The 25215-nt window shown below is 69.7% G+C and carries 12 protein-coding genes; 6 read left to right on the top strand and 6 right to left on the bottom strand.

Going from position 1 to position 25215, the window contains the following annotated elements:
- Positions 1–85: 85 nt before the first annotated feature.
- Positions 86–490, top strand: coding sequence for a thioesterase family protein (locus tag Vgi01_RS14140; RefSeq protein WP_204291307.1), 405 nt, complete (start codon positions 86–88; stop codon positions 488–490).
- Positions 487–1317, top strand: coding sequence for an MBL fold metallo-hydrolase (locus Vgi01_RS14135; protein WP_204291306.1), 831 nt, complete (start codon positions 487–489; stop codon positions 1315–1317). The genes Vgi01_RS14140 and Vgi01_RS14135 overlap by 4 nt, the downstream gene beginning before the upstream one ends.
- A gap of 97 nt (positions 1318–1414) precedes the next feature.
- Here the strand turns inward: Vgi01_RS14135 and Vgi01_RS14130 are convergent, their stop codons facing one another.
- Entirely contained in the window at positions 1415–2350 is a 936-nt protein-coding gene (locus Vgi01_RS14130; RefSeq protein WP_204291305.1) for a PfkB family carbohydrate kinase, read from the bottom strand.
- Between the two features lie 400 nt (positions 2351–2750).
- On the opposite strand from Vgi01_RS14130, the gene Vgi01_RS14125 reads away from it, so the two are divergent.
- On the top strand, positions 2751–3839 hold the full coding sequence (locus Vgi01_RS14125; protein ID WP_204291379.1) for a lytic polysaccharide monooxygenase auxiliary activity family 9 protein: 1089 nt from the start codon (positions 2751–2753) through the stop codon (positions 3837–3839).
- A 168-nt stretch (positions 3840–4007) separates the two neighbouring features.
- Here the strand turns inward: Vgi01_RS14125 and Vgi01_RS14120 are convergent, their stop codons facing one another.
- The 4 genes from Vgi01_RS14120 to asnB form a co-directional block, all read right to left on the bottom strand.
- Positions 4008–4643: a hypothetical protein gene (locus tag Vgi01_RS14120; RefSeq protein ID WP_204291304.1), complete on the bottom strand. Its 636-nt coding sequence runs from the start codon at positions 4641–4643 to the stop codon at positions 4008–4010.
- Complete coding sequence (locus Vgi01_RS14115) at positions 4640–8176, bottom strand: S8 family peptidase (protein ID WP_204291303.1); 3537 nt, start codon at positions 8174–8176, stop codon at positions 4640–4642. The genes Vgi01_RS14120 and Vgi01_RS14115 overlap by 4 nt, the downstream gene beginning before the upstream one ends.
- 564 nt (positions 8177–8740) lie before the next feature.
- The gene (locus Vgi01_RS14110; protein ID WP_204291302.1) at positions 8741–11701 is read right to left on the bottom strand and encodes a helix-turn-helix transcriptional regulator; all 2961 of its coding nucleotides are present in this window, start codon (positions 11699–11701) and stop codon (positions 8741–8743) included.
- A 234-nt stretch (positions 11702–11935) separates the two neighbouring features.
- A complete protein-coding gene (gene asnB, locus Vgi01_RS14105; protein WP_204291301.1) occupies positions 11936–13897 on the bottom strand; it encodes an asparagine synthase (glutamine-hydrolyzing) in 1962 nt (653 codons plus the stop codon).
- 177 nt (positions 13898–14074) lie between these two features.
- Here asnB and Vgi01_RS14100 point away from each other — a divergent pair, with 177 nt between their 5' ends.
- From Vgi01_RS14100 to Vgi01_RS14090, 3 genes are all read left to right on the top strand, one after another.
- Entirely contained in the window at positions 14075–15556 is a 1482-nt protein-coding gene (locus Vgi01_RS14100) for an aminopeptidase P family protein (protein WP_204291300.1), read from the top strand.
- Between the two features lie 294 nt (positions 15557–15850).
- Complete coding sequence (locus tag Vgi01_RS14095) at positions 15851–17566, top strand: right-handed parallel beta-helix repeat-containing protein (RefSeq protein ID WP_204291299.1); 1716 nt, start codon at positions 15851–15853, stop codon at positions 17564–17566.
- Between the two features lie 378 nt (positions 17567–17944).
- The gene (locus Vgi01_RS14090) at positions 17945–19594 is read left to right on the top strand and encodes a right-handed parallel beta-helix repeat-containing protein (RefSeq protein ID WP_204291298.1); all 1650 of its coding nucleotides are present in this window, start codon (positions 17945–17947) and stop codon (positions 19592–19594) included.
- A 107-nt stretch (positions 19595–19701) separates the two neighbouring features.
- On the opposite strand, the gene pulA is transcribed toward Vgi01_RS14090, so the two are convergent.
- Positions 19702–25191 carry a pullulanase-type alpha-1,6-glucosidase gene (gene pulA / locus Vgi01_RS14085; protein WP_204291297.1) on the bottom strand — a complete coding sequence of 1830 codons (5490 nt, stop codon included), beginning with the start codon at positions 25189–25191 and terminating at the stop codon, positions 19702–19704.
- Positions 25192–25215 lie beyond the last annotated feature (24 nt).

Genomic DNA, 25215 nt, shown 5'->3' with positions numbered 1-25215 from the left:
GCGGGTCGCGGTTGTTCGGGCCCTGATCGAGCGTGATGGTGGCCGGCTGCACGCCCAGGTCGGGGCGAGCACCTACGCTGTGGCCATGCAGGAGCAGCTGGATCGTGTCCTGACGCCGGGCCTGGCGGCCCGGGTCGAGTTGACCGTCACCGACAACGACACCGCCCAGGCCGTCGGCTCCGGTGACGTGCCCGTGCTCGGCACCCCACGGGTGCTCGCGCTGGCCGAGGCGGCGACCGTGGCGGCGACCGCCCGTCACCTGCCCGCCGGGACGACCACCGTCGGCACCCGCGTCGAACTGGAGCACCTGGCCGCGACGCCGGTGGGCCGTACGGTGGCGGCGCAGGCCCGGCTGACGGCTGTCGACAAACGGCGGCTGACCTTCGAGGTGACAGTCGTGGAGGGCGAGCAGACGATCGCGCAGGGACGGGTGGAGCGGGTGGTGGTCGACCGGCACCGCTTCATCGAGCGGGCGGGCGGGTCGTCATGACCGGCGGTTTCGTCGAGGTCGCCGACCGGGTGCTGGTGCTGCGGGAGCCGTTGCTCGCGGTAAACGTCACGCTGGTGCTGGGCGACGGGGAGGCGCTGCTTGTCGACACCCTGTCCACCGTCGGGCAGGCGGTCGAGCTCTCCGCCGCCGTACGTGCGGTCACCGGTGATCCGTTGACCCTGGTCAACACCCATCACCACTTCGACCACTGCTTCGGCAACGCCACCCTCGCCGGCGACCCGCCGCGCCCGATCTGGGCGCACGAACTGGCCGCGGCGGCGTTGCGCGACGACCCGCAACGGCTCCGCCGCGAGGCGTACGCGGAACTGCGCGACGAGCACCCCGGGCTGGCCGACGAACTGGCCGAGGTCACCGTGCTGGCACCCACCCACACCGTCCACACCGAGGCCACCCTCGACATCGGGGGCCGGCAGGTGGTGTTGCGCCATCCCGGTCGGGGGCACACCGACGCCGATCTCGTGGTGCACGTACCCGACGCCGACGTGCTGGTCGCCGGTGATCTGGTCGAGCAGTCCGGGCCACCCGCATTCGAGGATTCCTACCCGTTGCAGTGGCCCGACGCGCTGGCCGAACTGCTGCGCTGGACGACCGACTCGACGGTGGTGGTGCCGGGGCACGGTACGCCGGTGGACGCCGACTTCGTCCGGGCACAGCACGCCCAGTTGGTCGAGTTGGCCTGGCTGATCCGGGCCGGGCACACCGGTTCGACGCCACCGGAACGGGTCGCCGCCGATGCACCGTTCCCGGCCCGCCCCGCGCTGCTGGCCGCCCGCCGCGGCTACGCCGAACTGGACGGCACCGCCTGACCTGACGCCGGGCGCGCGTGACCTGATGCGGGCCGCACCTGTGGTGCCGACCTGGTACAGGGCCCGCTTAGCCTGATGCGGGGCGCGCCTGGCCCGGTCAGGTGGGGAAGCGGTCGGCAACCTCGGCTCGGGTGGGCATGGCGACGGCGCCGCCGGCACGCTCGCAGACCAGCCCGGCGACACGCAGCGCGAAGGCGACCCGCTCGGTCCACCCCGTCGGGTCGGTCGGCTCACCGGCGACCAGCAGGTCGGCGACGAGGGCGGCCAGCACCGAGTCACCCGCTCCGGTGGCGTCGACGGCTGTCACGCGCGGCGCTGGCACCCGTACCGGATCGGCACCGGCGGCGGCGAGCACCGCGCCGGCGGCACCGAGGGTGACCACGACGGTGCCCGCCCCCAACTCCCGCAGGTAGGCGGCCACACCCTCGACCGGCTCGCCCGGATAGAGCGCCTCCGCGTCGGCGCTGCTCAGCTTGACCAGGTGTGCCCCGGCGGCGAACTCGGCGACCACCTCGCGCAGGGCGACCAGGGCCGCCGGGCCGGACAGCAGCCGTGGCCGGACGTTGGGGTCGAACACCCGCAGGCCGGTCGCCAGCGACCAGGCCCGCCGCGCGGCGGCCAGCGGCCCCGGCGACAACAGCACGATCGAGCCGCAGGAGAGCACGTCCGCGCCCTCGATCAGCGCGACGTCGAGATCGTCCGGCTTCAACAAGGCGTACGACGGCGGTTCGCCGTAGAAGCGGAAGTCCGGCTCGGCGCCGGTGAAGGTGGCCACGGCCAACGTGGTCGGTACGGCGGCGGTGACCGTACCGGCCAGGCCGACCCCGGTGGCGGTGAGGAAGGTGCGGATCCGCTCGGCCAGGGCGTCGTCGCCGAGCGAGCCGACGAACTGCGCCGCACCGCCGAGCCGGGCGATGCCCACCGCGACGTTCAGCGGGGCACCGCCGATGGCCTGCCGGTAGACCGGCACGCCGTCGCATTCCGTGTCGAGCAGGTCGACGAGGGCCTCGCCGAGCACCACCGCGTATCCCATCGAGCCGTTCCCTCCCGTCGGCAGTCGTACGGCTCAGGCTGGCACAGTGCGGGCGGGTCGGGCGCGCAAGCCGCGGTATTGGACGTGGGTGGAAATCGGACATCGAGAAATGACTATTGCGCCGTTGCGCCCGGCATGCTGGGATAGGTAGTGCCGGGTGACGCGGGGCTGCGCGTCACCGGCGCCGGGTTCATCGCACGCGAGGGCATTTACGCGTCGACCGAATGCTGACGGCACCCGCCTGTTGGGCCATCCGCCCTGGGCGCAGGTAGCCGCATCGATCGCATCCGCCACAGCAGCGGGTCAGACGTACCTCGTCACCCCGCGCGTTCCGGCGGGGCCACCAAACCGGTGTCCCCGCGAGTCAGGAGAACCTGTGCACCGTCCTCGTCTGGCCGCGATGTTCTTCGCGGCCGTCACCCTCGCTGCGAGCGCGGTCGTCGCCGTGACCGCCAGCCCCGACCCGGCCGCCGCGCACGGCGCGGCGATGACGCCGGGTGCCCGTACCTACCTCTGTTGGCGTGACGGGCTCTCCCCCACCGGCGAGATCCGTCCGCAGAACCCGGCCTGTGCGGCGGCTGTCGCGCAGAGCGGTACGAACTCCCTCTACAACTGGTTCAGCGTGCTGCGTTCGGACGCCGGCGGTCGCACCACCGGCTTCATTCCGGACGGGCAGCTGTGCAGCGGCGGCGCGACCGGTTTCCGCGGCTTCGACCTGGCCCGCAACGACTGGCCGTTGACCCACCTGACCGCCGGTCGCTCCATGGAGTTCCGGTACAGCAACTGGGCCCACCACCCGGGCACGTTCTACTTCTACGTGACCAAGGACAGCTGGAGCCCGACCCGGGCCCTTGCCTGGGACGACCTGGAGGCGCAGCCGTTCCTGACGGTGACCAACCCGCCGCAGCGCGGCGCGGTCGGCACCAACGACGGTCACTACTACTTCACCGGCACCCTGCCGGCGAACAAGAGTGGCCGGCACATCATCTACTCCCGCTGGGTCCGTTCGGACAGCCAGGAGAACTTCTTCGGCTGCTCCGACGTGGTCTTCGACGGCGGTAACGGTGAAGTGACCGGCATCGGCAACGGTGGCACGAACCCGCCGCCCACCACTCCGCCGCCGACCACGCCGCCGCCCACCACGCCGCCGCCGACCACCCCGCCGCCCACCACTCCGCCGCCGGCGGGTAACGGTGGCTGCTCGGCCACCTTCAAGGTGACCAACAGCTGGTCCGGTGGATTCCAGGGCGAGGTGGAGATCAAGAACACCGGCACCTCGCCGTTGAACGGCTGGGCTGCGAGCTGGACGTTGTCCAGTGGCCAGCAGATCAGCCAGGTCTGGAACGCGACGCACACCACGTCCGGATCGACCGTGACGGCCCGCAACGTGTCGTACAACGGCTCCCTGGGGGCCAACGGCACCACGAGCTTCGGCTTCCTTGCCAGTGGAAGCAGCTCGACTCCGACGGTCACCTGCAGCGCCAGCTGACCATCAAGCACCACGAAGGGGGCCCCGGTCGGGGCCCCCTTCCGCTTGTCCGCTTGCGCCTCAGCGCCGGTCTCGGCACACCGGCCGCCACTGACAAGGGCGCGGCCGGGGCGAGACACTCTCGCCCCGGCCGCGCCCCGGACCGGGTCACCCCGTCCGCGGTACCGCTCAGCGCAGCCGGTACGCGGTGGGGATGGTTTGCTTCACGGTATTGCCACCGCTGTCGGCCGCGCTGATCCGCAACCCGACCCCTTCGGCGGCCTGGCCCCGCTTCGGGTGCTTGACCGTCGCGGTGTAGGTGTTCTTCCCGGCGGCCTTCGTCGGCGCCGGCTGCCAGCTTCGGCCACCGTCGAAGCTGACCTCCACGCGCAGATCAGTCACCTTCGGCGGCGTGCTGAGGCCCTCCTGGTAGTAGCCGATGATCGTGACCTGGTGCACGCTCCCAGCCTTGACCGTGTTGTCCAGGTCAAGACCCAGGTCGTAGCGGAGGAAGATCAGCGGTTCCGGGCGGCACTCGCCCACGCCCCCGACGACGTCGCCCATGCAGGGTTGCAACTCCGAGACGTCCGCCTCGGTCGGCTTGCCCGAGGTGTACTCCCACACGGTCTTGACGCCGTTGGTCTCCGCCTCGAAGGTGTAGCGGGCCGATTCCGGCGGCAGATCATAGGCGACGATGTCACCAGCCGCCGCGCATCCCAGCGCGACGATCCCCGCGGCTACCAGGCCCGCGAGTGTTGCCTTTCGCCGCAACCACGGCGACGTCGTGTTCATTGCCTCGGCCTCCCTTTTCGATTCGGCCCTCATCGCTGGCCACCAGAGGTCCGGGACACCGGGTCGCCGGCCGCATCGCTGCCGATCACGGCGGAGACGGGCGCGAGCCGGCGTTCGAATTCGTTACCGGACTCATCGGAGAGCCTGAAGTCACACGCGGACGACTCGCAGTTGTTGATTCCGAAGTAGCCCTCGGCGAGCCCCGCGTTGTTGACGATGCCGATCATCGCCTGGCGGCTGCCGGTGCTGGTGGTCAGATACATGTTCGGGTAGAAGGTGTCAGCCTGCCGGCACCCTGCGCAGAGCGTTCCCGTGTCGAGGGTGAAGCCCGACCTGGTACGGACCTGCGGCACCGCACCGGGCAGGGTCGGACCGGTGTTCCAGTAGACCGTCTGCGCCACACCGGCCAGCAACTCCTGGTCTTCCTGCTGATTCGACGATGGCGTAGGCGTTTCGGTGTGGTCGACCCACGTGAAGGCGAACTTGTTGATGGCGTTCTTCTGCCGGGTGACGAACGTGGTGAGCATGTCTTGCGTGCTCGTGAGCGGCAGGCTGGCGGACACCGGGTCCGGGCCGGTTTCGGTCCACTGCCCCCACGTCAGGCTGGAGACCTCTCCCGGCCGGTTGGCGTGGAAACGGTGGTCGACCCGGTCAAGGTCGTTGTGTCGCACCTGGTACGGCAGCTTGTTGGGCACCCGACCCGAGTCGTGGAACGCGAGGGTGTAGACCTGCGGGTCAGGGCTGCCGCCGAGCTTGATTCGGACGGACGAGGCCTTCTTCGGCTTGGCCTCGAGCCGCGCGATCAGCTGGTTGGCCTCATCCGCCGGCACGGTCAGGATCGGCAGCGCGGCGTACGGTTCAATTGCCGGGCAGCTCTCCGGCCCGTCCGGGCAGCTGATGACGGGCTCGACGAACGTCAGTCTTTGCAGACCCGGCGGGCCGGCCACCAGCACGCCGACACCCCCCGCGGCAGCCACCGCCGCAACCCGTTCGCGCAGCGAGGTGACCTGACAGGTCGTCGCCGGGCAGATGTCGGTAGGTGTCAGCAGGACCAGCTTGCCCCTGGCGTCGATCTTCGCCAGGTCGTCCGGCAATCCCGTGCCGCCGTAGACGACAGTCTTCGTCCCGCTGTTCGGCAGCCGGGGAACCCGCAGCCGCAGCGGCTGGTAGAGAGTCTGCTCCCCCTCCGTCCACTGCAGGTCGTTGCGATACACGGAGCTGTCGGGGGTGCTGTAGCGGGCGGACAGGTCGAAGGAGCTGCCCACACCGGTGACCTTCATGGTGATCAGAGGTGTGGTCTGCACCAGGTAGGTGCTGTGGGTCAGGGTGCCGGTACGCACCTTGTCGGTGGGCAGGGCCCACCAGTTCGGGTCGTACGCGCCGTAGTTCGATGCGGTCTGCTGCGCCGTCATGCCCCAGTCACCGGTGGCGGACGTCCGTTGGATGACCTGGGCCGCGAAGTAGGTTTCCGTCGGCTTCGGGGTCTTCGCCCTGACCGGCTTCGCCTTGCGCAGGTCGAGAGTGACGCTGGTGGGCCTGCTCAGCTTCACCTCGGCGGCCATCGGGAGTGCGCTGTGCTGCTCGCCGCGCGCGTCCTGCCAGGTGACCGAGAGGGCGGCGGCGAAGGTGCCCTCGAACAGACGTGCGGTCATCCGGTTACCGCCGGGCACGCTCACCGCGTCGTCGTGCAGGTGCACCTTGTCATCCACGGGAACGATCAGTGCGTTGCCGTACCTGACGGAGGTGGCACCGGTCGGTGGGATGACGTCGATGGTCAGCTCGATGCGCTCCGGCTCGAGGAAGGCGCTGATCCGATTGGACGCCTGCACGACGCCGTCGGCATCCCGAGCTGTCAGCACACCGGTGTAGCTGCCGTACTGCCCACCGCGCTCCAGCACCCTGCCGTCCACGGTGGCGGTCACCTCCGTGGTCCCTTGCGCGGGCACGGTCACCTGGTCGGTGTCGAAGCTGAACAGCCCTGCGGGAGGGGACTGGCCGTTGGAGGCGACCGAGGCCGAGAGATTCAGCGTGATCGGCTGGTCGGTGTGGTTGGTGTAGGTGAGCGTCCTGACCACCGGTGAGTGGGGGTAGGTGTCCCGGCCGAAGTGCAGGTTTCCGGTGGTGGTGATGGTCGGGTCGACGGCTCGGGCCAGGTCGACCCGGCCGACACCCTGGGCGTACACGCCGTGCCCGAGGTCCACGGCGGTGGACATCAGGTGCCCCTTGATCTCTTGCCCGGTCAGCTCCGGGTACTTCTCCGCGATGATGGCCGCGGCTCCGGCAACGTGCGGGGCGGCCATCGAGGTGCCGCTGGCGCTGGTGTAGTGCTCGCCCGCCACGGTACCCATCGCCGTACCGGCGGCGCGCGCAGCGACGATGTCGACGCCGGGAGCGGCGATGTCCGGCTTCGCCGCGCCGTCTCCTAGTCGCGGTCCGCGGCTGGAGAAGTCGGCCATGGCGTCTTCCTTGTTCACGGCCGCCACGGTCAGCGCCTCGTCGGCGGCTCCCGGGGCTCCGACGGTGCTGTCGCCTGGCCCGGAGTTGCCCGCCGAGACGACGAAGAGGGTTCCCGTGTCGCGGCTCAGGTTGTTGAGCGCCTCGCTCAACGGGTCGGTGCCGTCGGTGGCCCCGCTGCCGAGGCTCATGTTCACGACCTTGGCGTCGGAGTGGGCAGCCCACTCCATACCGGCGATGACGGCATCGGTGGGGCAGGAGCCGCCGTCGTTGCAGACCTTGCCGACCATGAGTTTCGCCGCCGGCGCCACTCCCTTGCGCAGTCCGTCGGAGGCGGCACCGCTGCCGGCGACGGTAGCCGCCACGTGCGTCCCATGCCCATGCCCGTCCTTCGGGCCGCTCGCGTCACCAGTGAAGTCGACCTGCTCGACGATCTTGCCAGCCACATCCGGGTGGTTGGGGTCGATACCGCTGTCGAGTACCGCGACGGTCACACCCGATCCGTCGTAGCCGCGGTCCCACACGATCGGCGCGTTGATCTGCGCTACCGAGGTGTCAAGGTTGATGCGAGCCAGTTCGTTGAGCCATACCCTCTTGACTCCGGACAGTGCACCGGCCGTCCTGGCGGCGGCCATGCCGATGTCGTCCTTGCCGCGTACCTCCTGCCACCACCGGCCGTCACCGTGGATGTCCATCGACTGGGCATTGATGCTGGCCAGAGTGGACCCCGCTCGTGCACCGGCCACCTTCTGTGCGGCCCGCATCGGGAGGTTCTGGTGGTAGGTGATCAGCACCGGCACCCGGCCGACCGTGCCCTCCGCCACGTGCGCGGCCAGCTTGGCAAGGTCGAACAGACCCCAGTCCAGCAATCCCTGCTCGATCAGCGACAGGGCGTCGTTCGGTACGACGTAGACGCTGCCCTTCCTGGTGACGGTGTGGAAGGTGACAGTTTCGCCGTCGGGTCTGGGGGCGGCTTCGATCTCCCGTACGACCGGCTTCGCGTCCGCGCCGATACCGACATGCACCTTGTCACCGGTGATCAGTGTCAGCGGCAGGCTTGCGCCGGAGCCGGCAGCGACCCGCAGGGCGTCTTCGCCAATGGTCAGCGGCAAGCTCCGGGGCGTCGTGACATCCGGTCGCGGATCCTGCTGGGTTGGCGTGTTGGCGTTCGCCGGCGAGGTTGACACGACCATCCCGAAGATGGTCAGACCGACGGTCAGGGCGCCCAAGCGTCGCCCGATAGGCTTCATCGCCGGACTTGGCCTCATCTGTCGGCCTCCTGCCGAGGTACGGTTTGTGACTCGCCTTGGTGGTGGCTTGTGGAACGCAATGAATTCCTCCTGCTGACTGGTACCTGTTCCGCCGACGTATCGAAAAATGGTCGGGCAGCCGAATGAAGAAACCCCACTCCGACCCTCGACCTCCTCACTAGAGCGGCTCGTACTCGCCATCTACATCGAGTCCACTCGCATCGATATTTATCGGTGTGCTGGCCGAGTCGATCGGCGATCCTGCCAGCTCTGCCTGGCCCTTCGACCCGCTCGACGACTCCGGCGAGCTGTCTGATGACTCAGGCATAGACGGCTGTCCTGGCTCCATGAGGACAGTGTGGGATCACGTTGGCCGTAGATCGATTGGCCAAGTGCAGGATTTAAACCGTCCGCCCACCCACGGAATTACTTCGTGCCACCTGACGGCGGCTGAATTTTTTCGTCCTGCGCCGGTGGGAGTGTCTCTTGCTCGACGAGGCCAAGTTCCAGGATCTTGAGTGCGAGTCCCGTACGAGAGGCCACCTGCAACTTGCGCATGGCCGACTTGATCTGGCTGGAGACGGTCTGCGTGGACACCATCAGCTCGTCGGCGATCTGGCGGTTCGTCCACCCACCGACCAGCAGGCGGGCAACTTCGCGCTCGCGCGGCGACAGTTGGTTGCCGTAGCTCGGCCGGCCGCGGCCCCGCGTCATGCCGCCTCTCCACCCGTACTCCCGCAGAACCTGCACGATCCGGTCGGCGTCGATGCCGGCGCCCAGTTCCGTCAGGGCCCGTGCTGTCTCGGCGAGCATCGGCAGGGCGACGTCGGGTTGGCCGACGGTGAGCAGGCAGCGGGCGTGGCGCTCGCGGGTGAGCAGCGCATCGTACGGGCGAGGCAGCGCCTGCCAGGCTGCGACCGCTTCAGCGAACAGCGCGGCGGCCTGGGCGGCCTGCCCGCGGGCTTCGGTGAGGATCGCGCGGCACAGCGCCAGGGACGCCTGCGGTGCCGGGGCGGGCGCGTCGCCCAAGGCGCGCTGGAACGCGACGACCAGGTCCTCGGCCTGGTCGATCCGGCCGGCGGCAACCAGAGCCTCAACCCGCACTGGCGCGATCTCCGCGCTACGCGGCCAGATCCCGTTGCGGAGCGTCACCTCTCCAGGCTCCTCGGTCATGCGGAGCGCTTCCTCGACACACCCGTCGCGCAGTCGCAGTCGGGCCAGCGCTGCCGTGGACTCGATGCGTTGCTGATCGTCCCGGCCGGCAAGGAGCAGATGGCGTTCCGCCTGTTCCCGCTCTCCGGTGAGCGCACATAGCAGGCCCGCCACCAGGGCCGCCTCGCGCTGGTCCTTCAGCCACACGCCGTCGTGCGCGGCCATCAGTGCGGCGACCCGGTCCGCCAGGCCGGCCCAGGCGCCGGTGAACCAGTCCAGGTGTGCCTCGATCACCGCGACAGCGCCGAACAGCATCTCAAGCTGGTACCTGTCGGCAAGGTCTCTGGCCTTGGCCAGTCGCAGGCGGGCCTCGTCGTATCGCCCCCACCGAATCGCCATCTCGGCGATATTCGCGTGGCTCGCCGCGATCAGCCCACGTTGGCGGGGATCCGAGCTTTCCTCGGGAAGCTGCCGCACCTCGGCCCAGGCGGTCTCCTCACCGAGCATGAGCAGCGCGAACGTCCGCTCCTGGAGCAGGCGTAGTCGTTCGTACGGCGTGATCGACATCGTGGCCGCCGGTACCTCGCGTAGCTGACGCAGCTGCTCCTCGGTCAGCCGGGCGGTGCCGGGAGAAAGGGCAAGGAAGATCCGTGCTCGCGCGGCCTGCTCCGAGTCCGGCGCCAGATTGACCGTCGCCTGCTCGACCTCGAGTCGGGCCTCCTCCCAGTCGCCCGCCACCATGAGGACCCGGCCGAGCTGGAAACGTACCGCTGCTTCCTGCTGCGACGTCAGCGCTTCCTTGCGCAGCGCGGCCCGCAGGACACCGACGATGTCCGAATACGGGTCCGCGTCGGGCAACGGCTGGAACTGAATCTTCATCACGAGCCGCACCAGCGATTCGACCGGCAGGTCAACGGTGGTGACCAGCCGATGCAGCAGGAGTGCGGCCGTGGCCGCGTCACCGGACTGCGCAGCGAGGTCGGCTGCCTGTTCCGCGTATCGACACCATGCCTCGGTCTCGCCGGCCTGCCGGAAATGGTGGGCCAGCTGCGCTACCGGCGGCAGCACCGATCCTTCCAGTGCCCTGCCGGCGCGCAGATGCATGAGGTGGCGGTCCGGCACCGCGACGGCCTCATACACCGCGCGGCAGGCCAGGGAGTGGCGGTACGACACCTTCCCACGCCGGTCCTCGCGGAGCAGGCCACAGCCGAGCGCCTCCGCTGCGGCGACGCCGGCCCGCTCCGGCGGCAGACCGGCGACCGCGTTGAGGGTCACGTAATCGGCGGGGGCGGCGAGCACCGCGGCGGCACGCAGGATGGCGACGGTGTCGGGCCGCAGTCGTGCGACACGTTCGAGCACGGCGTCACGGATCGTCGGCGGCACCTCGATGTGGCTCAGCCGACGGCGCGCCCAGCCGCCGGCAAGGCGGATCAGGTCGGCACGTTCCCGCATGAGGCGTATGGATTCCTCCATCGCCATGGGTACGCCGTCGGTGCGTTGGTGCAGGAAGGCCGCGAACTCGGCGGAGACGTGCTCGTCGGCCAGCATCGAGGAGACGAAGGCTGCGGTGTCATCGATCGACAGCGGCTCGAGTTCCATCCTGGACAGGCGAGCGTCAGCGGGCAGCCGAGAGGACAGCCGCAGGAGCAACGAGTCCGACGGTAGCTCCTCGGGCCGGTAGGTCACGACTATGCTCGCCGGCTGAGGGCGACGCGAGACCAGGAACAGCAGGAACTCAAGGGTGGCGTCGTCGGCCCAGTGCACGTCCTCGATCGCCAGCACTGCTACGTCGAGGCGGCCGAGCAACTCGACGAAGGCGCGGAAGAGTCGGTGCCGCGCTGCCGTCGGATCCTCGATCGGCTCCGGTGCGGGCGGCAGGTCGGCAGCCCATTCGGGGAACAACGGCCGAAGCGCTCCGGCCAGGCCGCTCAGCCGCAGCCCGGCGACATTGCCCACGCCTTCGCGCACCGCGTCAACCACTGCGCCGAGGGTGTAGGGCTCACGCAGGGGTGGGCAGGACCCGACGAGGGCCCGGTGGCCCTGACCGGATGGAGATACCAGGTACTCCCGCAACAGCCGGGTCTTGCCGATGCCCGCCTCGCCCTCCAGCAGGACCACGGCGGGCGGTTGTCCGAGGGCGACGGACAGCGCCCGCATCTCGCGGCCCCGTCCCACGAAACGAGGGGTGGAGATCGTTGGCAGTTGCCGTCGATCGACATCAGTTCGGCTGTTCATGGCCGCCTCCTCCGGCAGATCACCGGTCGGCCGACTCTGGCCTGGAGGCTAGCCCATGATCAAACTTTAGCAAATATTACTCGTCAGTAACCGATCTATCTCTCGTTGAAACGGACCACTTGCTGATGACGGTAGGCCAATGTCCATACAAGACGGAATGGCCGGAATCCGTCATGCTCCATCCCCTTCGTTCCACCGGCCGCCCTCCGGTGCACGAAGATCCCCTCTGGCAGGTCAGCGGACCATCGAGCCGACCACCGGCTTGGTGAGCAGGGCGGACTGGTTGCGCTGGATGCCCGGGTCCAGGGTCTTCGCCACGAAGATCGCGTGCCAGATGCAGAAGATCAGCACGGTCCACACCTTGCGGGAGTGGTCGGCCTCCTCCCGCTTGTGCTCCTCCAGCAGCCGCAGCGCGTACGACAGGTCGAGCAGGTCACCGGCGCCCGAGGTGCTCAGCACGTGCCGGGCCCACTCGTACATCTCGCCGCGCAGCCAGACCCGGGTGGGGGTCGGGAAGCCGAGCTTCTTGCGGTTGACGATGGCCGGTGGCACCACGCCCTGCAACGCCTGACGCATGGCGTACTTGGTGGCGTCGGAGCGCGGCGGCAGCTTCAGATCCACCGGGATCTTCGCCGCGACCTCGAAGACCGCGCGGTCGAGGAACGGCACCCGCACCTCCAGCGAGTGCGCCATCGAGATCCGGTCGGCCTTGACCAGGATGTCGCCGCGCAGCCAGGTGTAGAGGTCGACGTACTGCATCTTGGTGACGTCGTCGAGTTCGGTGCACTCGGCGTAGATCGGCGCGGTGACGTCGGTGTAGCGCACCGAGGGGTCGTAGCGGCGCAGCAGGTGCTGCTTCTCCTCCTCGGTGAACATCCGCGCGTTGCCGTAGTAGCGCTCCTCGATCGGGGTGGTGCCGCGCTCCAGGAAGCTCTTGCCCTTGACACCCTGCGGGATCGCCTTGGAGACCGCCCGCAGACCCTTCTGCACCCCGCCGGGCAGGCCGTTGACGCTGCTCAGGGAGAGCGGTTCACGGTAGATGGTGTAGCCGCCGAAGAACTCGTCGGCACCCTCGCCGGAGAGCACCACCGTGACGTGCTCGGCGGCCTTCTTGGCGACGAAGTAGAGCGGGACCAGCGCGGGGTCGGCCACCGGGTCGTCCAGGTGCCAGACGATCTTCGGCAGCGCCTCGATCATGTCCTGCGGCCCGATCTTGGTCGGGATGGTGGTCACGTCGAGGTGCCGGGCCGATTCCTGCGCGACGTCGATCTCGGAGTAACCCGGCACGTCGTAACCGACGGTGAAGGTGAGGATGTTCGGGTTGAACTCCCGCGCCAGGGCCACCACCGCAGTGGAGTCGATCCCGCTGGACAGGAACGAGCCGACCGGCACGTCGGAGCGCATGTGCATGCGTACGCTCTCGCGCAGCGTCTCCCGGATCTCGTGGTAGAGCTTCTGCTCGTCGGCGACCGGGGCGGGTCGGAACACCGGGCGGTACCAGCGGCGTACGTCGATCCGACCGCCCGGGGTCCAGGTGAGGTACTCCCCCGACCCGATCCGGCTGATCTGCTTGTGCAGGGTGCCCGGCTCGGGGACGTACTGCAGGGTCAGGTAGTGGCTGAGGTTCGCCGTGTCGACCCCGGCGTCGCCGATGTGCGCGGAGTGCGCGAAGGGCAGCAGGGCCTTCTTCTCCGAGGCGAGGTAGAGCCCGTCGGCGGTCTCCAGGTAGTGCAGCGGCTTGATGCCGTAGTAGTCGCGGGCGCCGAACGCACGGCGGGCCTGCCGGTCCCAGATGACGAAGGCGAACATGCCCCGCAGCCGGGTGAGCACCTGCTCACCCCAGTAGTGGTAGCCGGCGACGATCACCTCGCCGTCACCGTTGGTGGCGAACCGGGCCCCGTGCTCGCGGATCAACTCCTCGCGCAGCTCGATGTAGTTGTAGATCTCGCCGTTGAAGGTCAGCAGGTAACGCCCGTCGGCGTAGGGCAGCGGCTCGTGGCTGAGCGCAACGTCGATGATCGCCAACCGCTTGTGCGCGAACACCCCGTCCGCGTACCGGCCGGTGGCGTCCCCGACCACCTCGACACCGGTCTCGTCCGGGCCGCGGTGGTGCAGGCATTCCAACGCTCCGGCGATGCTGTCGCGGTGAGCGGCGGCGTCGCCGCGTGCACTGAAAAAAGCCAGGAGTCCGCACATGTTTGCCATCTTTCCACGCGTACGAATCGGGCGTTGCGGCACGGGCTGGCTCGGCGGGCCGACCTCGCCGCGCGCCGTCCGGTGGGGTCACGCGGGCCGGCCGGGGTGATCACCCTGACCGGGACGAGCAGGATTCGCGGTACGGTCGGGGCCAGCAACTACATGAAGGGAGCGGGCATGACCGAGGAACGCACCGACGGCAAGCCGGCCGACGGCACCGAGTCACACGACCCGGACTTTCCCCCGGCGTTCCTGGCGTTCATGCGGCAGGGCTGGCGGGACACCACGCTGCCGGTCGGTCCCCGACCGGAGGTGCCGAACTACGCCAAGCGCCGGGCCGCCCTGTCGGCCGCCTTCCCGGGCGAGACGCTTGTGATCCCCACCGGCGGGGAGAAGATCCGGGCCAACGACACCGAGTACCGGTTCCGTCCGGGCAGCGACTTCGCGTACCTGACCGGTGACCAGGACCCGGACAGCGTGCTGGTGATGCGGCCCAACGGTTCGGGGCACGACGCCATCCTGTACATGCGGCCGCGCAGCTCGCGGGAGAACGACGAGTTCTTCCGCAGCCGGCACGGCGAGCTGTGGGTGGGGCGGCGGCACACGCTCACCGAGAAGTCGACCGAGCTGGGCCTGCCCACCGTCGACCTGACCGAGCTGGACGGGGCGCTGGCCGACCTGGCCCCGGCGCGTACCCGGGTGTTGCGTGGGTTCGATCCTCGGGTGGACGCTGCGGTACGCGCGTACGACGGGGCACGCGAGGAGGGCCAGCCGGCCCGGGACCGGGAGCTGGCCATCGCCATCTCCGAGCAGAAGCTCGTCAAGGACGAGTGGGAGATCGGCCAGCTGCAGGAGGCGATCGACGCCACCGTACGCGGCTTCGAGGACGTGGCCCGGGCGCTGCCGGCCGACCGCGGGGTCTCGGAGCGGCTGCTGGAGGGGATCTTCGCGCTGCGGGCCCGGCACGACGGCAACGACGTCGGCTACGGCTCGATCGTCGGTGCCGGCGAGCACGCCACGATCCTGCACTGGGTGCACAACCACGGTGTCACCCGGCCGGGCGAGCTGCTGCTGATGGACATGGGTGTGGAGGGCCGCAACCTCTACACCGCCGACGTGACCCGGGTGCTGCCGGTCAACGGCCGGTTCACCGCCCTTCAGCGGCAGGTCTACGACATCGTGTACGCCTCGCAGCAGGCCGGCATCGACGTCATCAAGCCGGGCGTGGCCTTCAAGGAGGTCCACCTGACCTGCATGCGGGTGCTCGCCGAAGGTCTGGCCGAGCTGGGGTTGCTGCCGGTGAGCGTGGACGAGGCGATGGACGAGAACTCCACCGTCTACCGCCGCTGGACGCTGCACGGCTTCGGGCACATGCTCGGCATCGACGTGCACGACTGCTCCAACGCCCGCAAGGAGGCCTACCGCGACGGCAGCCTCGGCGAGGGGTACGTGCTCACCGTCGAGCCGGGGCTGTACTTCCAGCCGGAGGACGACCTGGTCCCCGAGGAACTGCGCGGCATCGGCATCCGGATCGAGGACGACATCCTGGTCACCGCCTCCGGTGCGGTGAACCTGTCGGCGGGCCTGCCCCGCCGCTCCGACGAGGTGGAGACCTGGTTGGCCGAGCAGCGTGAGGCGGGGCCGCGACTGCCCGGCTGATCACCGACCGAACAAACCGGCGGGCTCCTCCCGGGTACGACGACAACGTCACCCGGTGAGGGGCCCGCCGTCGTTTCCTCCGCCGACCGCCGCCTGACCCCGGCCTGTCGCTGAGGGCGCAGATGCGCCGTACCGTCCGATCCGATGCCTTATGCGGGGCTTTTTCGGATACGTCCTCCTCATGAGGAACCTTCTCATACGGTGGGTCTCAGAGGCTAGAACCCTATTTGTGGTGTCTCGCGCCCATTTGGGCAGGGGGGTCACCCTGATAGCAGGAAAGGGCGGAAGGCTCTGATGTCCAATGACGTAACCACTTCCTACGGTGGGCCGCCTCCGGTCCCACCGGAACGACGACGACGCAAACTCTGGGTGGCCGCCGGTGTGGCCGGCCTGACCGGGGTGGTCGGCCTGGCCGCACTGGGTGGGGTCGCCTCCCGGGACCAGAAGTCCGGCGGTCAGGAACGCACCTCGGACACCCAACCGGCGGCCGCGCCTCGGCAGGACGGGGGCGCTCCGGCCGACAAGGGTGGCAAGGACGCCGGTGATCGTGGCGGCGAATGGAGCGGGGCGCGCGACGAGCGGGGCGGCAAGGAGTCGGCCCGGCAGGTGCCCTGCGACACCGACAAGCTCATCCAGGCCATCACGTACGCCAACGCCAATCACGGCGGCGCACTCGACCTGGCCCGCAACTGCACCTACGAGCTGACCCGCTCCGACGGCGGCAACGGCCTACCGGTGATCCGGCAGGCGATCGCGTTGCGCGGCCACGACACCACGATCGCCCGGGCGGCCAACGCGGATCCCTTCCGGATCCTCGCGGTGGCTCGCGACGGTCACCTCACCCTCAAGAACGTGACGATCAAGGGTGGACAGACCGTACCCGACCTGGTCGGCGGTCCACCGGCCACGCTGCCGGCCATGCCGCCAGCCCCAGCGCTCTCGCCGACCGGGCAGGAGACCACGAAGGCCCAGCCGAAGGCCGCCAAGCCGAAGGCCGCCAAGCCGAAGGCCGCGAAGCCGGAAACCACGGCGGCCAAGCCCACGAAGGCCGCGGCGGCCAAGCCCGCGAAGCCGGAGGCGAAGGCCGCCAAGCCGAAGGCGGCCAAGACCGTGGCAGAGGTGGCACCGCTGGTGCAGCCAGGCCCCGGTGACGGCGCCGGACTGCTCGTCGACCGTGGCGGGCAGGCCGACCTCGAGCACAGCCGGTTCATCCTGCACAACGCCGGTGGCAACGGTGGCGCGATCGCGAACTACGGAACCACCCGGCTCGCGGACAGCCTGGTCGAGGCGAGCAACTCGGCCGGCACCGGCGGTGGAGTGTTCAACGTCGGGGTGCTCCGGGTGGAGAACTCCAAGATCACCGCGAACGGCGCCAACAACGGTGGCGGCATCGGCAACGGCGCTCCTGCCATGACTGACGCGTTGTCGGGCGGCACGGTCTGGGTCTGGAAGTCCACAATCAACCGCAACCGCGCGCTGAGCTGGGGCGGCGGCCTGCTCGACTACGGGGGCACCAGCACGCTCTCGCAGAGCGAGGTCGTCGACAACCACGCCGGCAACGACGGCGGGGGCCTGGCCGCCTACTCCGAGAGCCAACTGGCGCTGGAGAAGGTCCTGGTGGCCCGCAACGCCGCCGACGACAGCTCCGGCGGCCTGGCGGTCGCCGCCGACAGCACCGCGGTGATCGAGCAGAGCACCATCAAGGAGAACGTCGCCGAGCAGTACGGTGGCGGGCTGTCCGTCTTCGGTGCCACGGTCGTGCTGCGCGACAGCGAGATCGTCGCCAACCGCGCGGTGGCGCTGAACTCCGTGGCCGGCGGCCTCTACAACGTCGACGGTCAGGTGCGGCTGGAGCGGTCGAAGGTGGCGTACAACTTCTCCAACCGGCCACCCGGCGGCATCTACACCAACAACGACGACGTGACGATCAGCCGGGACTCGGCCGTCACCGGCAACCGCCCGACCAACTGCGTGGGCAGCCCGGTCGTACCGGATCGCTGCTTCGGCTGAGCACGTCGAAAACCTGGACATGACATCCCAGAGCACGACCACATAACCAGGGGCTCCTCCGCGCTGCGGAGGAGCCCCGATCGTGCCCGCACGTTGGCGGCGTACGCCCGGCGCCGGCCCAACCCAGAGCGAGGGCGCGGACGTCCGGTAAGGCGTTCTTGTGGCCATCTCCGGCCTGCTCGGGTGCCGCGCGCCCGGTTGCGCCGCTCGCGGCGCTCCGCCCACCCCACACCGAATGTGGGGTTGTTTCGGATATGCGCCCGAGGCGAAGAACCTTCTCATACGGTGCTTGTGGGAGCTACAACCGATTTGTAGCAGGGGACGCGCGTCAGCGATGCGACGACCCTGTCTGGTACGACGAGAGGGCAGAGAGCTCCGATGTCCAACTTTCTAGCTAAGAACAACGCCGCCGAGTCGGGGGCGGCGCCCAAGCGGCGCCGCAAGCTCTGGCTCGTCAGCGGCGTCGCCGGGCTCACCGGCGTGGTCAGCATGGCCGCCGTCGGTGTTGCCACCGGCGCCGGCGCGGTCAGCTCCGAGGGTCTGCGCTGGTCCACCGCCCAGCAGGTCAGCAAGGACGGGGACCAGGGCGCCGAAGGGCGCGAGGGGCACAAGGACGGCAAGGACGGCGCCGAGGGCCGTGAGGGGCACAAGGGCAAGAAGGAAGACCGCGGTCACGACAAGGATCGCGGCAAGGAGGTGCCCTGCGACTCCGACAAGCTGATCCAGTCGATCGTCTTCGCCAACGAGAACCACGGCGGAGTGCTGAACCTGGCCAAGGGGTGCACCTACAAGCTGACCCGGTCCGACGAGTACGGCAACGGCCTGCCGGTAATCGAGGAGAACGTCGTGCTCAAGGGGCACGACACCAAGATCGTTCGGGACGCCACCGCCGACTACTTCCGGATCCTCAACGTCGGCCGGGGCGGGCACCTGACCGTGAAGGGCCTGACCATCAAGGGTGGCCAGACCCTGGCACTCGAGGCGAACGGCGACACCCCGGAAGCGGTGTGGTCGCGGTTCTCCAACTCGGTCGAGGCGACCAAGGCCGCCCAGGCCGGCAAGGACTACCTGCCGCTGCTCCAGGCCAAGCCCAAGGGCGCCGCGCTCAAGGCCGCGCAGTCCAAGGGTGAGGTGTCGGTGCTGGCTCAGCCGGAGCCGAACGACGGCGCCGGCGTCCTGGTCCAGCCCGGTGGCACGGCGCAGTTCGAGGAGACCCACATCGTGGCGAACCAGGCCGGTGGCGTCGGTGGCGGTCTGGCCAACTTCGGTAAGGCCAGCCTCTACCACACCACGGTCGCCGACAACACCGCCTTCTTCTACGGTGGCGGTATCTTCAACGCCGGCGTCCTGCAGGTCCGCGAGTCGCGGGTCGTCAACAACGACGCCATCATCGGCGGTGGAGGCATCTCCAACGGCGCGGCGTTCATCTTCCGTCGGGACATCGACGGTGGTACGACGCACATCGAGAAGACCGAGATCACCAGCAACGAGGTGCTCGGCTTCGGTGGTGGCTACCTCGACATCGAGGGCAACAGCACCATCAAGTACTCGAAGATCACCGACAACACGGCGGTACTTGCCGGTGGCGGTGTGACCGCCGCGGGTGAGGGCAGCATCGAGTTGCGGCACGTCGAGGTCGCCAACAACAGCACCGCTGGCGTGGGTGGCGGCATCGCCCTGGCGCTGGGCGCGATCGCCAACGTCGAGGAGAGCAAGGTCGTGTCCAACAAGGCCGGCTTCTTCGGCGGCGGCGTGTTCACCGTCTTCAGCGAGTCGACCTTCCGCAACAGCGAGATCAGCGGCAACCGGGCCGTTGGCCCGCTGGGCGTCGGCGGCGGCATCTTCAACATCTTCGCCAGGACCGACCTGGACAAGACGAAGGTCGCGCACAACTTCGCGACCTTCCGTCCGGGCGGCGTGTTCAACTTCCTCGGCGAGGTGAACGTCGACGACAAGTCGGCCATCACGGCCAACAAGCCGACCAACTGCGAGGGCACCTTCACTCCGGTCCCCCGCTGCTTCGGCTGATCGTCTCCACCGTGGCCAACACGGCCACACAGGTGACCGGCCCCCTCTCGCGCAAGCGGGAGGGGGCCGGTCCCTGTTCACGACCGGTTCGCGTCGTAGGAGCGGGGTCAGCGCTGGACGAAGACGGCCACGCTGCGCGCCGGCACGGTGAACGTGCCGGTCGACGCGGCGAAGCCGGCGGTCCGCAGCACCGGGTCGGCCGAGGACCGCAGCACCGGGTGCAACGCCACGTCCGCGCCCCGCAGCCCGGTGACCCGTTGGGTCGCCGTCTGAGGCGTGCTGTTGAAGACCACTGTCACCGACTTCCACTGCCCGCCGAGACCCCGCGCGTCCAGGGTCATGGTGAGCACCCCCGGCGTCTCGCCCGTACCGGACAGCGGGAAGCTGACCCGCCGCTGCACCTCCTGGGCCGTGGACAGCCCGAACACCGGGGATGAGTTACGGATCCGCAGCAGCTCGGCATAGCGGGCGTCGGTCAACTCGATCGCACCGCAGTCCGGCACCAGCTTCGGGTCGGCCAGCAGCGGCTTCGCGTACGGCCACTTGTCCCGGTTGTCCTCGGCGGGCGGCAGACCGGCGCCGAACCCGTTGCCCTGGGCGCAGTCCCAACGGATCTGGTTGAACCAATCACCCGAATTGTACGAGTTTCGATCGAGCGACTTCGACCGCAGCCGCTCGGTGCCGGTGGTGACGAACCCGGCCCCCTGGCCCAGCACCACAGTGCTCAACGCGAGCACCTGCATCCGGGCCCGGTCGGTGGCCGAGGTGGCCTGCGGCAGCTTGTACGCCAACGCGTCGTACAGGATCTCGTTGTCGTGCGCGTCGACGTAGGTGATCGCCTCGCCCGGGGCGTCGGTGTAGCCGGCGGGTGAGCCGTTGTAGTCGACCTGGTCGCCGGTGACCGTCCGGCCCGCCGAGTCGGTGAACCGGTAGCCGCGCAGGTTGCCGACCAACCCGACCTTGATCAGGTCGTGCTGGTGCAGCAGCCGGGCCCGCTGCTCGGCGGTGGTGCCGTTGACCGGGTCACCGTTGGGGTCGCTGAACAGCCCGGAGGCGAAGCCCTGCTGACGCGGGTTGTCGTCGAAGGGCCCACCGCCGCGCACCGCGTCGCGCAGCCGGTCGTTGAAGGTGCCGACGCCGGTGCCGGCCATGTTGGCCTGGGTGGCCTGCACGAACCTGGCATCGTCGGCGACCTCGCCGAAGTTCCAGCCCTCGCCGTAGAGCAGGATCTTCTTACCGTCCACCCCGTCGCGGGCCACTGTCAGCTTGTCCAGCGCGGCGCGTACGGCCAGGATGTTCGCCTTCGGGTGGTGACCCATCAGGTCGAACCGGAACCCGTCGACCTTGTACGCCGTGGCCCAGGTGACCATCGAGTCGACCACCAGCTTGCCCATCATCGCGTGCTCGGGGGCGGTGTTGGCGCAGCAGGTGGAGGTGGCCACCGTCCCGTCGTCGAGCAGCCGGTGGTAGTAGCCGGGCACGATCTGGTCGAGCACCGACTTGGGATCGGAGCCGGCGGCCGAGGTGTGGTTGTAGACCACGTCGAGCACCACCCGCAGACCGGCACCGTTGATCCCGGCGACCATCTGTCGGAACTCGGTGGTGCGGCGGGCACCGTTCGGGTCGACGGCGTACCCGCCCTCCGGGACGGTGTAGTGCAGCGGGTCGTACCCCCAGTTGTAGCCGTCGGTGTCGCGGACCGCGGCGATGCACTCCTGCTGGCGCTCCGAGTCCGGCGGCAGGGTGGCCAGGTCGCAGTCGGGCTGCCGCTGGTCGGCGCGCCGCTCCGGGATGGTGGCGAAGTCGAAGGCGGGCAGCAGGTGCAGGTGGTTGACGCCCGCGTCGCTGATCGCCCGCAGATGCGTCATCCCGGCGGTGGTCGGGTCGGTGAAGGCCAGGTAGGTGCCCCGCCGGTCGGCCGGCACGGTGCTGTCGGCGATGGAGAAGTCGCGTACCGACAGTTCGGAGATCTGCACCTTGGCGGCCGGTGGGGCGGCCGGTTTGCGCAGCTTCGCCCAGCCGGCCGGGGTCAGCTTCGGGTCGGCCAGGTCGACGATCTGGCTGTGCGTGGAGTCCGCCGCCAGCGCCACCGAGTACGGGTCGGTCACCGAGGCGGTCACCACCTGCTGCGTCGCCGGTTGCCAGGCCTGCACCCGGTACCGGTAGTACCGGCCGGTCCAGTCCCGGGCCCCGCGTACCGACCAGACTCCGGTGCGGTCGTCACGGCGCATCTCGACCAGGCGCGGTGTGGCGGTGGGCGAGTCGAACAGCTCCAGCGACACGTTGCGGGCCGTCGGAGCCCACACCGCCAGCGTCGGTACGCCACCGGTGAAGGTGGCGCCCAGTCGGGCGGCCGTCGCCGGGGCGTACACGTCATCGAGGACGCCCGGGATCTGCACGCCGGTGGCACCGAGCAGGGTGCCGTCGGCGGCCCGTTCGGTGACCAGCACCTGCCCACGCAACGCGGCCGGCACCTTCGACAGATCCTTCCGGTCCAGGCTGAAGGTCCGGTGGTCCCACAGGTGCGGGAAGGCCGCCCGCTGGGCCTCGGTGAGCCCGTTGCGCTGCGCGGTCAACGGCAGCGAGGTGTACGCCCCGACCAACTCGCCGTCGACCACCCGCAACCCGCCGGCTGGCGCGGTCACCAGGGCGTACGCCTTGCCATCGGTGGGACCGGTGCGCCAGGCCACGGTGGACCTGTCGATCCAGTGCGCCTTCTGCTTACCGATGTCGGTGTCCGTACCGGTGCCGGTGGCAGTGGTGGGCAGCAGCCGGCCCGGCGTGGCGGCCAGCAGCCACACCTCGCGTCCGGCGTCGGCGAAGTCGAGCCGCTGGTCCTGCGGCAGATCCTTCTCGTCGCCCCGGTGGATGATGTAGCTCAGCCCGGTCGCGCCCTCGGACAACGGCACCCGGAACTCCGCGCCGTACGAGTCGATCCGGGTCGGCGGCATCGGCCGCGCCCAGTCGGTGGGGTTGGCGGCGCCGTCCCACAGGTGCAGGCCCCACCCGTCGTAGTTGCCGTCGGGTCGCCGGTAGTGGATCACCGCGGTGCCGTCCTCGACCGGCGGCGCCGGCTCACCGGCCGCCTCCTCCCGGCTCGGGTACGTCGCCGGGTCGCCCTGCTTGACCCAGACCTCGCCGGACTGGGTCACGTCCACGGTCCGGTCGTTTTCGACGTCCTTGGTGCCGTCGGCGTCGACCACCAGGAAACCGACCGATTTCGCGCCCGGCTTGAGCTTCACCCAGGCGAACCGCCCGTACGCGTCGGTGCCGGCGAACGGCTGCCCCTCCGGCCAGTCCGTGGCGTACTCGGGGTCGATGTCGCCCCAGGTATAGAGGCCCCAGTCGGTGTAGTCGCCGTCGGGCCGCTGGTAGTGCACCACCAACCAGTCACGGGACGAGCCGGTCTGCTCCGGGGTGCCGACGGTGGTGGCCGCGCGGGTGGTGGCGGTGCGGCCACCACCGTCGCGGACCGCCGCGAGGTACTCGACCTTCGTGCCGGCGGCCAGCCCGGTCAGGTCGTGGTGCACGGTGTACGGCGCCCGGTGGGCGGTGCCGAGCAGCGTCCACCGGCCGTCGGCGACCCGGGCGGCCATCGTGACGGTGGCCAGCGGATCCCCGGTGACCTCCGCGGTGATCTCGGCCCGGGTGGCCGGCGCGTCGGGGGCGGTGGTGGTGGTGAGGCCCGGCTTGGCGGTGGGCAGCGCGACGGGCTTGCCGGCCCGGTGCACCACGGCGGACAGCGGCGGCACGGTCACGGTCAGCTTGCCGTCGCCGGCAGCGGTGGGCCGGCCGGTGGTGCCGTAGATGCCGGCGAAGGTGGCGCCGGCCGACCAGGTGTCCACGGTGACAGTCTGCGCGGTCGCCGCGTTGTTGACCGCCACCACGTACTCGGTGCGGTTGTCGGGGTCGAACCGGGAGAAGGCGAAGACGCCCGGCCCGTCGGCCGCGTGCCGGGTCACCTGCACCCCGTCGCGCAGCGCCGGATGTGCCTGGCGCAGCTTGCCCAGCCCGGCGATGGTGCGGTACAGCGGGTGGCTGCGGTCGAACTGGTCCTGGGCGTGGGTGCGGTCGGTGCCGAGCAGGTCGTCGTCGAGGTAGTCGGCGGTCCGCGAGGCGAACATCGGCTGTCGGGCGTCCTTGTCGCCGCCCGCGCCGGTGAAGCCCTGCTCGTCACCGGAGTAGACCACCGGCTGTCCCCGGGTGAGGAACATCAGCTCGTGGGCCAACTGGTCGCGGCGCAGGTGGGTGGCCGGGTCGGTGGGGCCGGTGGCGATGAAGGAGCCGATCCGACCCATGTCGTGGTTGCCCAGGAAGGTCGCCAGTCGACCGGCGTGGGTGTCCCGGGCGGCGTACAGGTCGTCGCGGGCGTACACGTCGGCCAGGGCCTTGGCGGAGCCGTCGTTGGCGGTGTAGCCGCGGGCCGCCTCCTGGAAGGCGAAGTCCAGGGTGGCGGGCAGAGCGCCTTCGCGTACGTAGCTGGAGGTGATCTCCTGGTCGGCGCTGTAGACCTCGCCGAACATGAAGAAGTCCTTCTTGCCGGCGCGGGCGGCGGCCTGCTCGATGCCCCGGCTGAACTGCGGCCAGAAGTCCATGTTGACGTGCTTGACGGTGTCCAGGCGGAACCCGTCCACACCGGTGTCCCGCACCCAGTCGGCGTAGATCTTCGTCATGCCCCGGACCACCTCGGGACGCTCGGTCCACAGGTCGTCCAGGCCGAAGAAGTCGCCGTACTCGCTGTTCTCCCCGACGAACGTCGAGTCACCCCGGTTGTGGTACATGGTCGGGTCGTTCAGCCAGCCCGGCACCTTGACCTTCGCGTCCGCCGGGCTCGCGAAGGTCGGGGTGTACGGGAAGGACCGGTTGTCGACCTGCGGGAAGGTACGGCTGCCGTCGGCGTAGTTGCGGTCCTCGAACGGCCGGCCCTGCGCGTCGCGGAACGGCGCGGTCGCCTTGTCCACGTAGCTGTACCGGTCCTCGGCGTAGGTGATCACGTCGGCGGTGTGATTGACGATCACGTCGAGGTAGACCTTGATGCCGCGCCGGTGCGCCGACTGCACCAGCTTCTTCAGGTCGGCGGCGCTGCCGAAGTGCGGGTCGACCTGGGTGAAGTCGGTGATCCAGTAGCCGTGGTAGCCGGCCGAGACGTCGTCGCCCTTGCCCTGCACGGGCCGGTTCTTGAACACCGGCGCCAGCCAGATCGCGGTCGTGCCGAGCCCCTGGATGTAGTCCAGTCGGTCGATCAGCCCTTTGAGGTCGCCGCCCTGGTAGAACCCCTTGTCGGTGGGGTCGTAGCCGGTGCGCAGCCGGTCGCCGCTCAGGCCGCCCCGGTCGTTGCGCGGGTCGCCGTTGGCGAACCGGTCGGGCAGTACGAAGTAGAACTGCTCGGCACGGGCCCGACTGCTGCCGGCGTCGAGCAGAGCCTTGGCGCTGGGCGGGGACTGCCAGGTCGCGGCCCCGGTGGGGCTCTGCGTGCCGGTGCTGTTCGCGGCCACGGCGGGGCTCTGGTGCACCACCACCGGCGCGCCGAGCAGGGTGAGGATGAGCAGGAAGACGGGGGCGAGCAGGGCGCTGCGCGGTTTCGGCGGGGGTTTCATCGACGGCCTTCCTCTGGTCGCTGA

The organism is Micromonospora gifhornensis, assembly GCF_016863515.1.
GTDB lineage: Bacteria > Actinomycetota > Actinomycetes > Mycobacteriales > Micromonosporaceae > Micromonospora > Micromonospora gifhornensis.
This window is presented reverse-complemented; position numbering and strand designations above follow the sequence as displayed.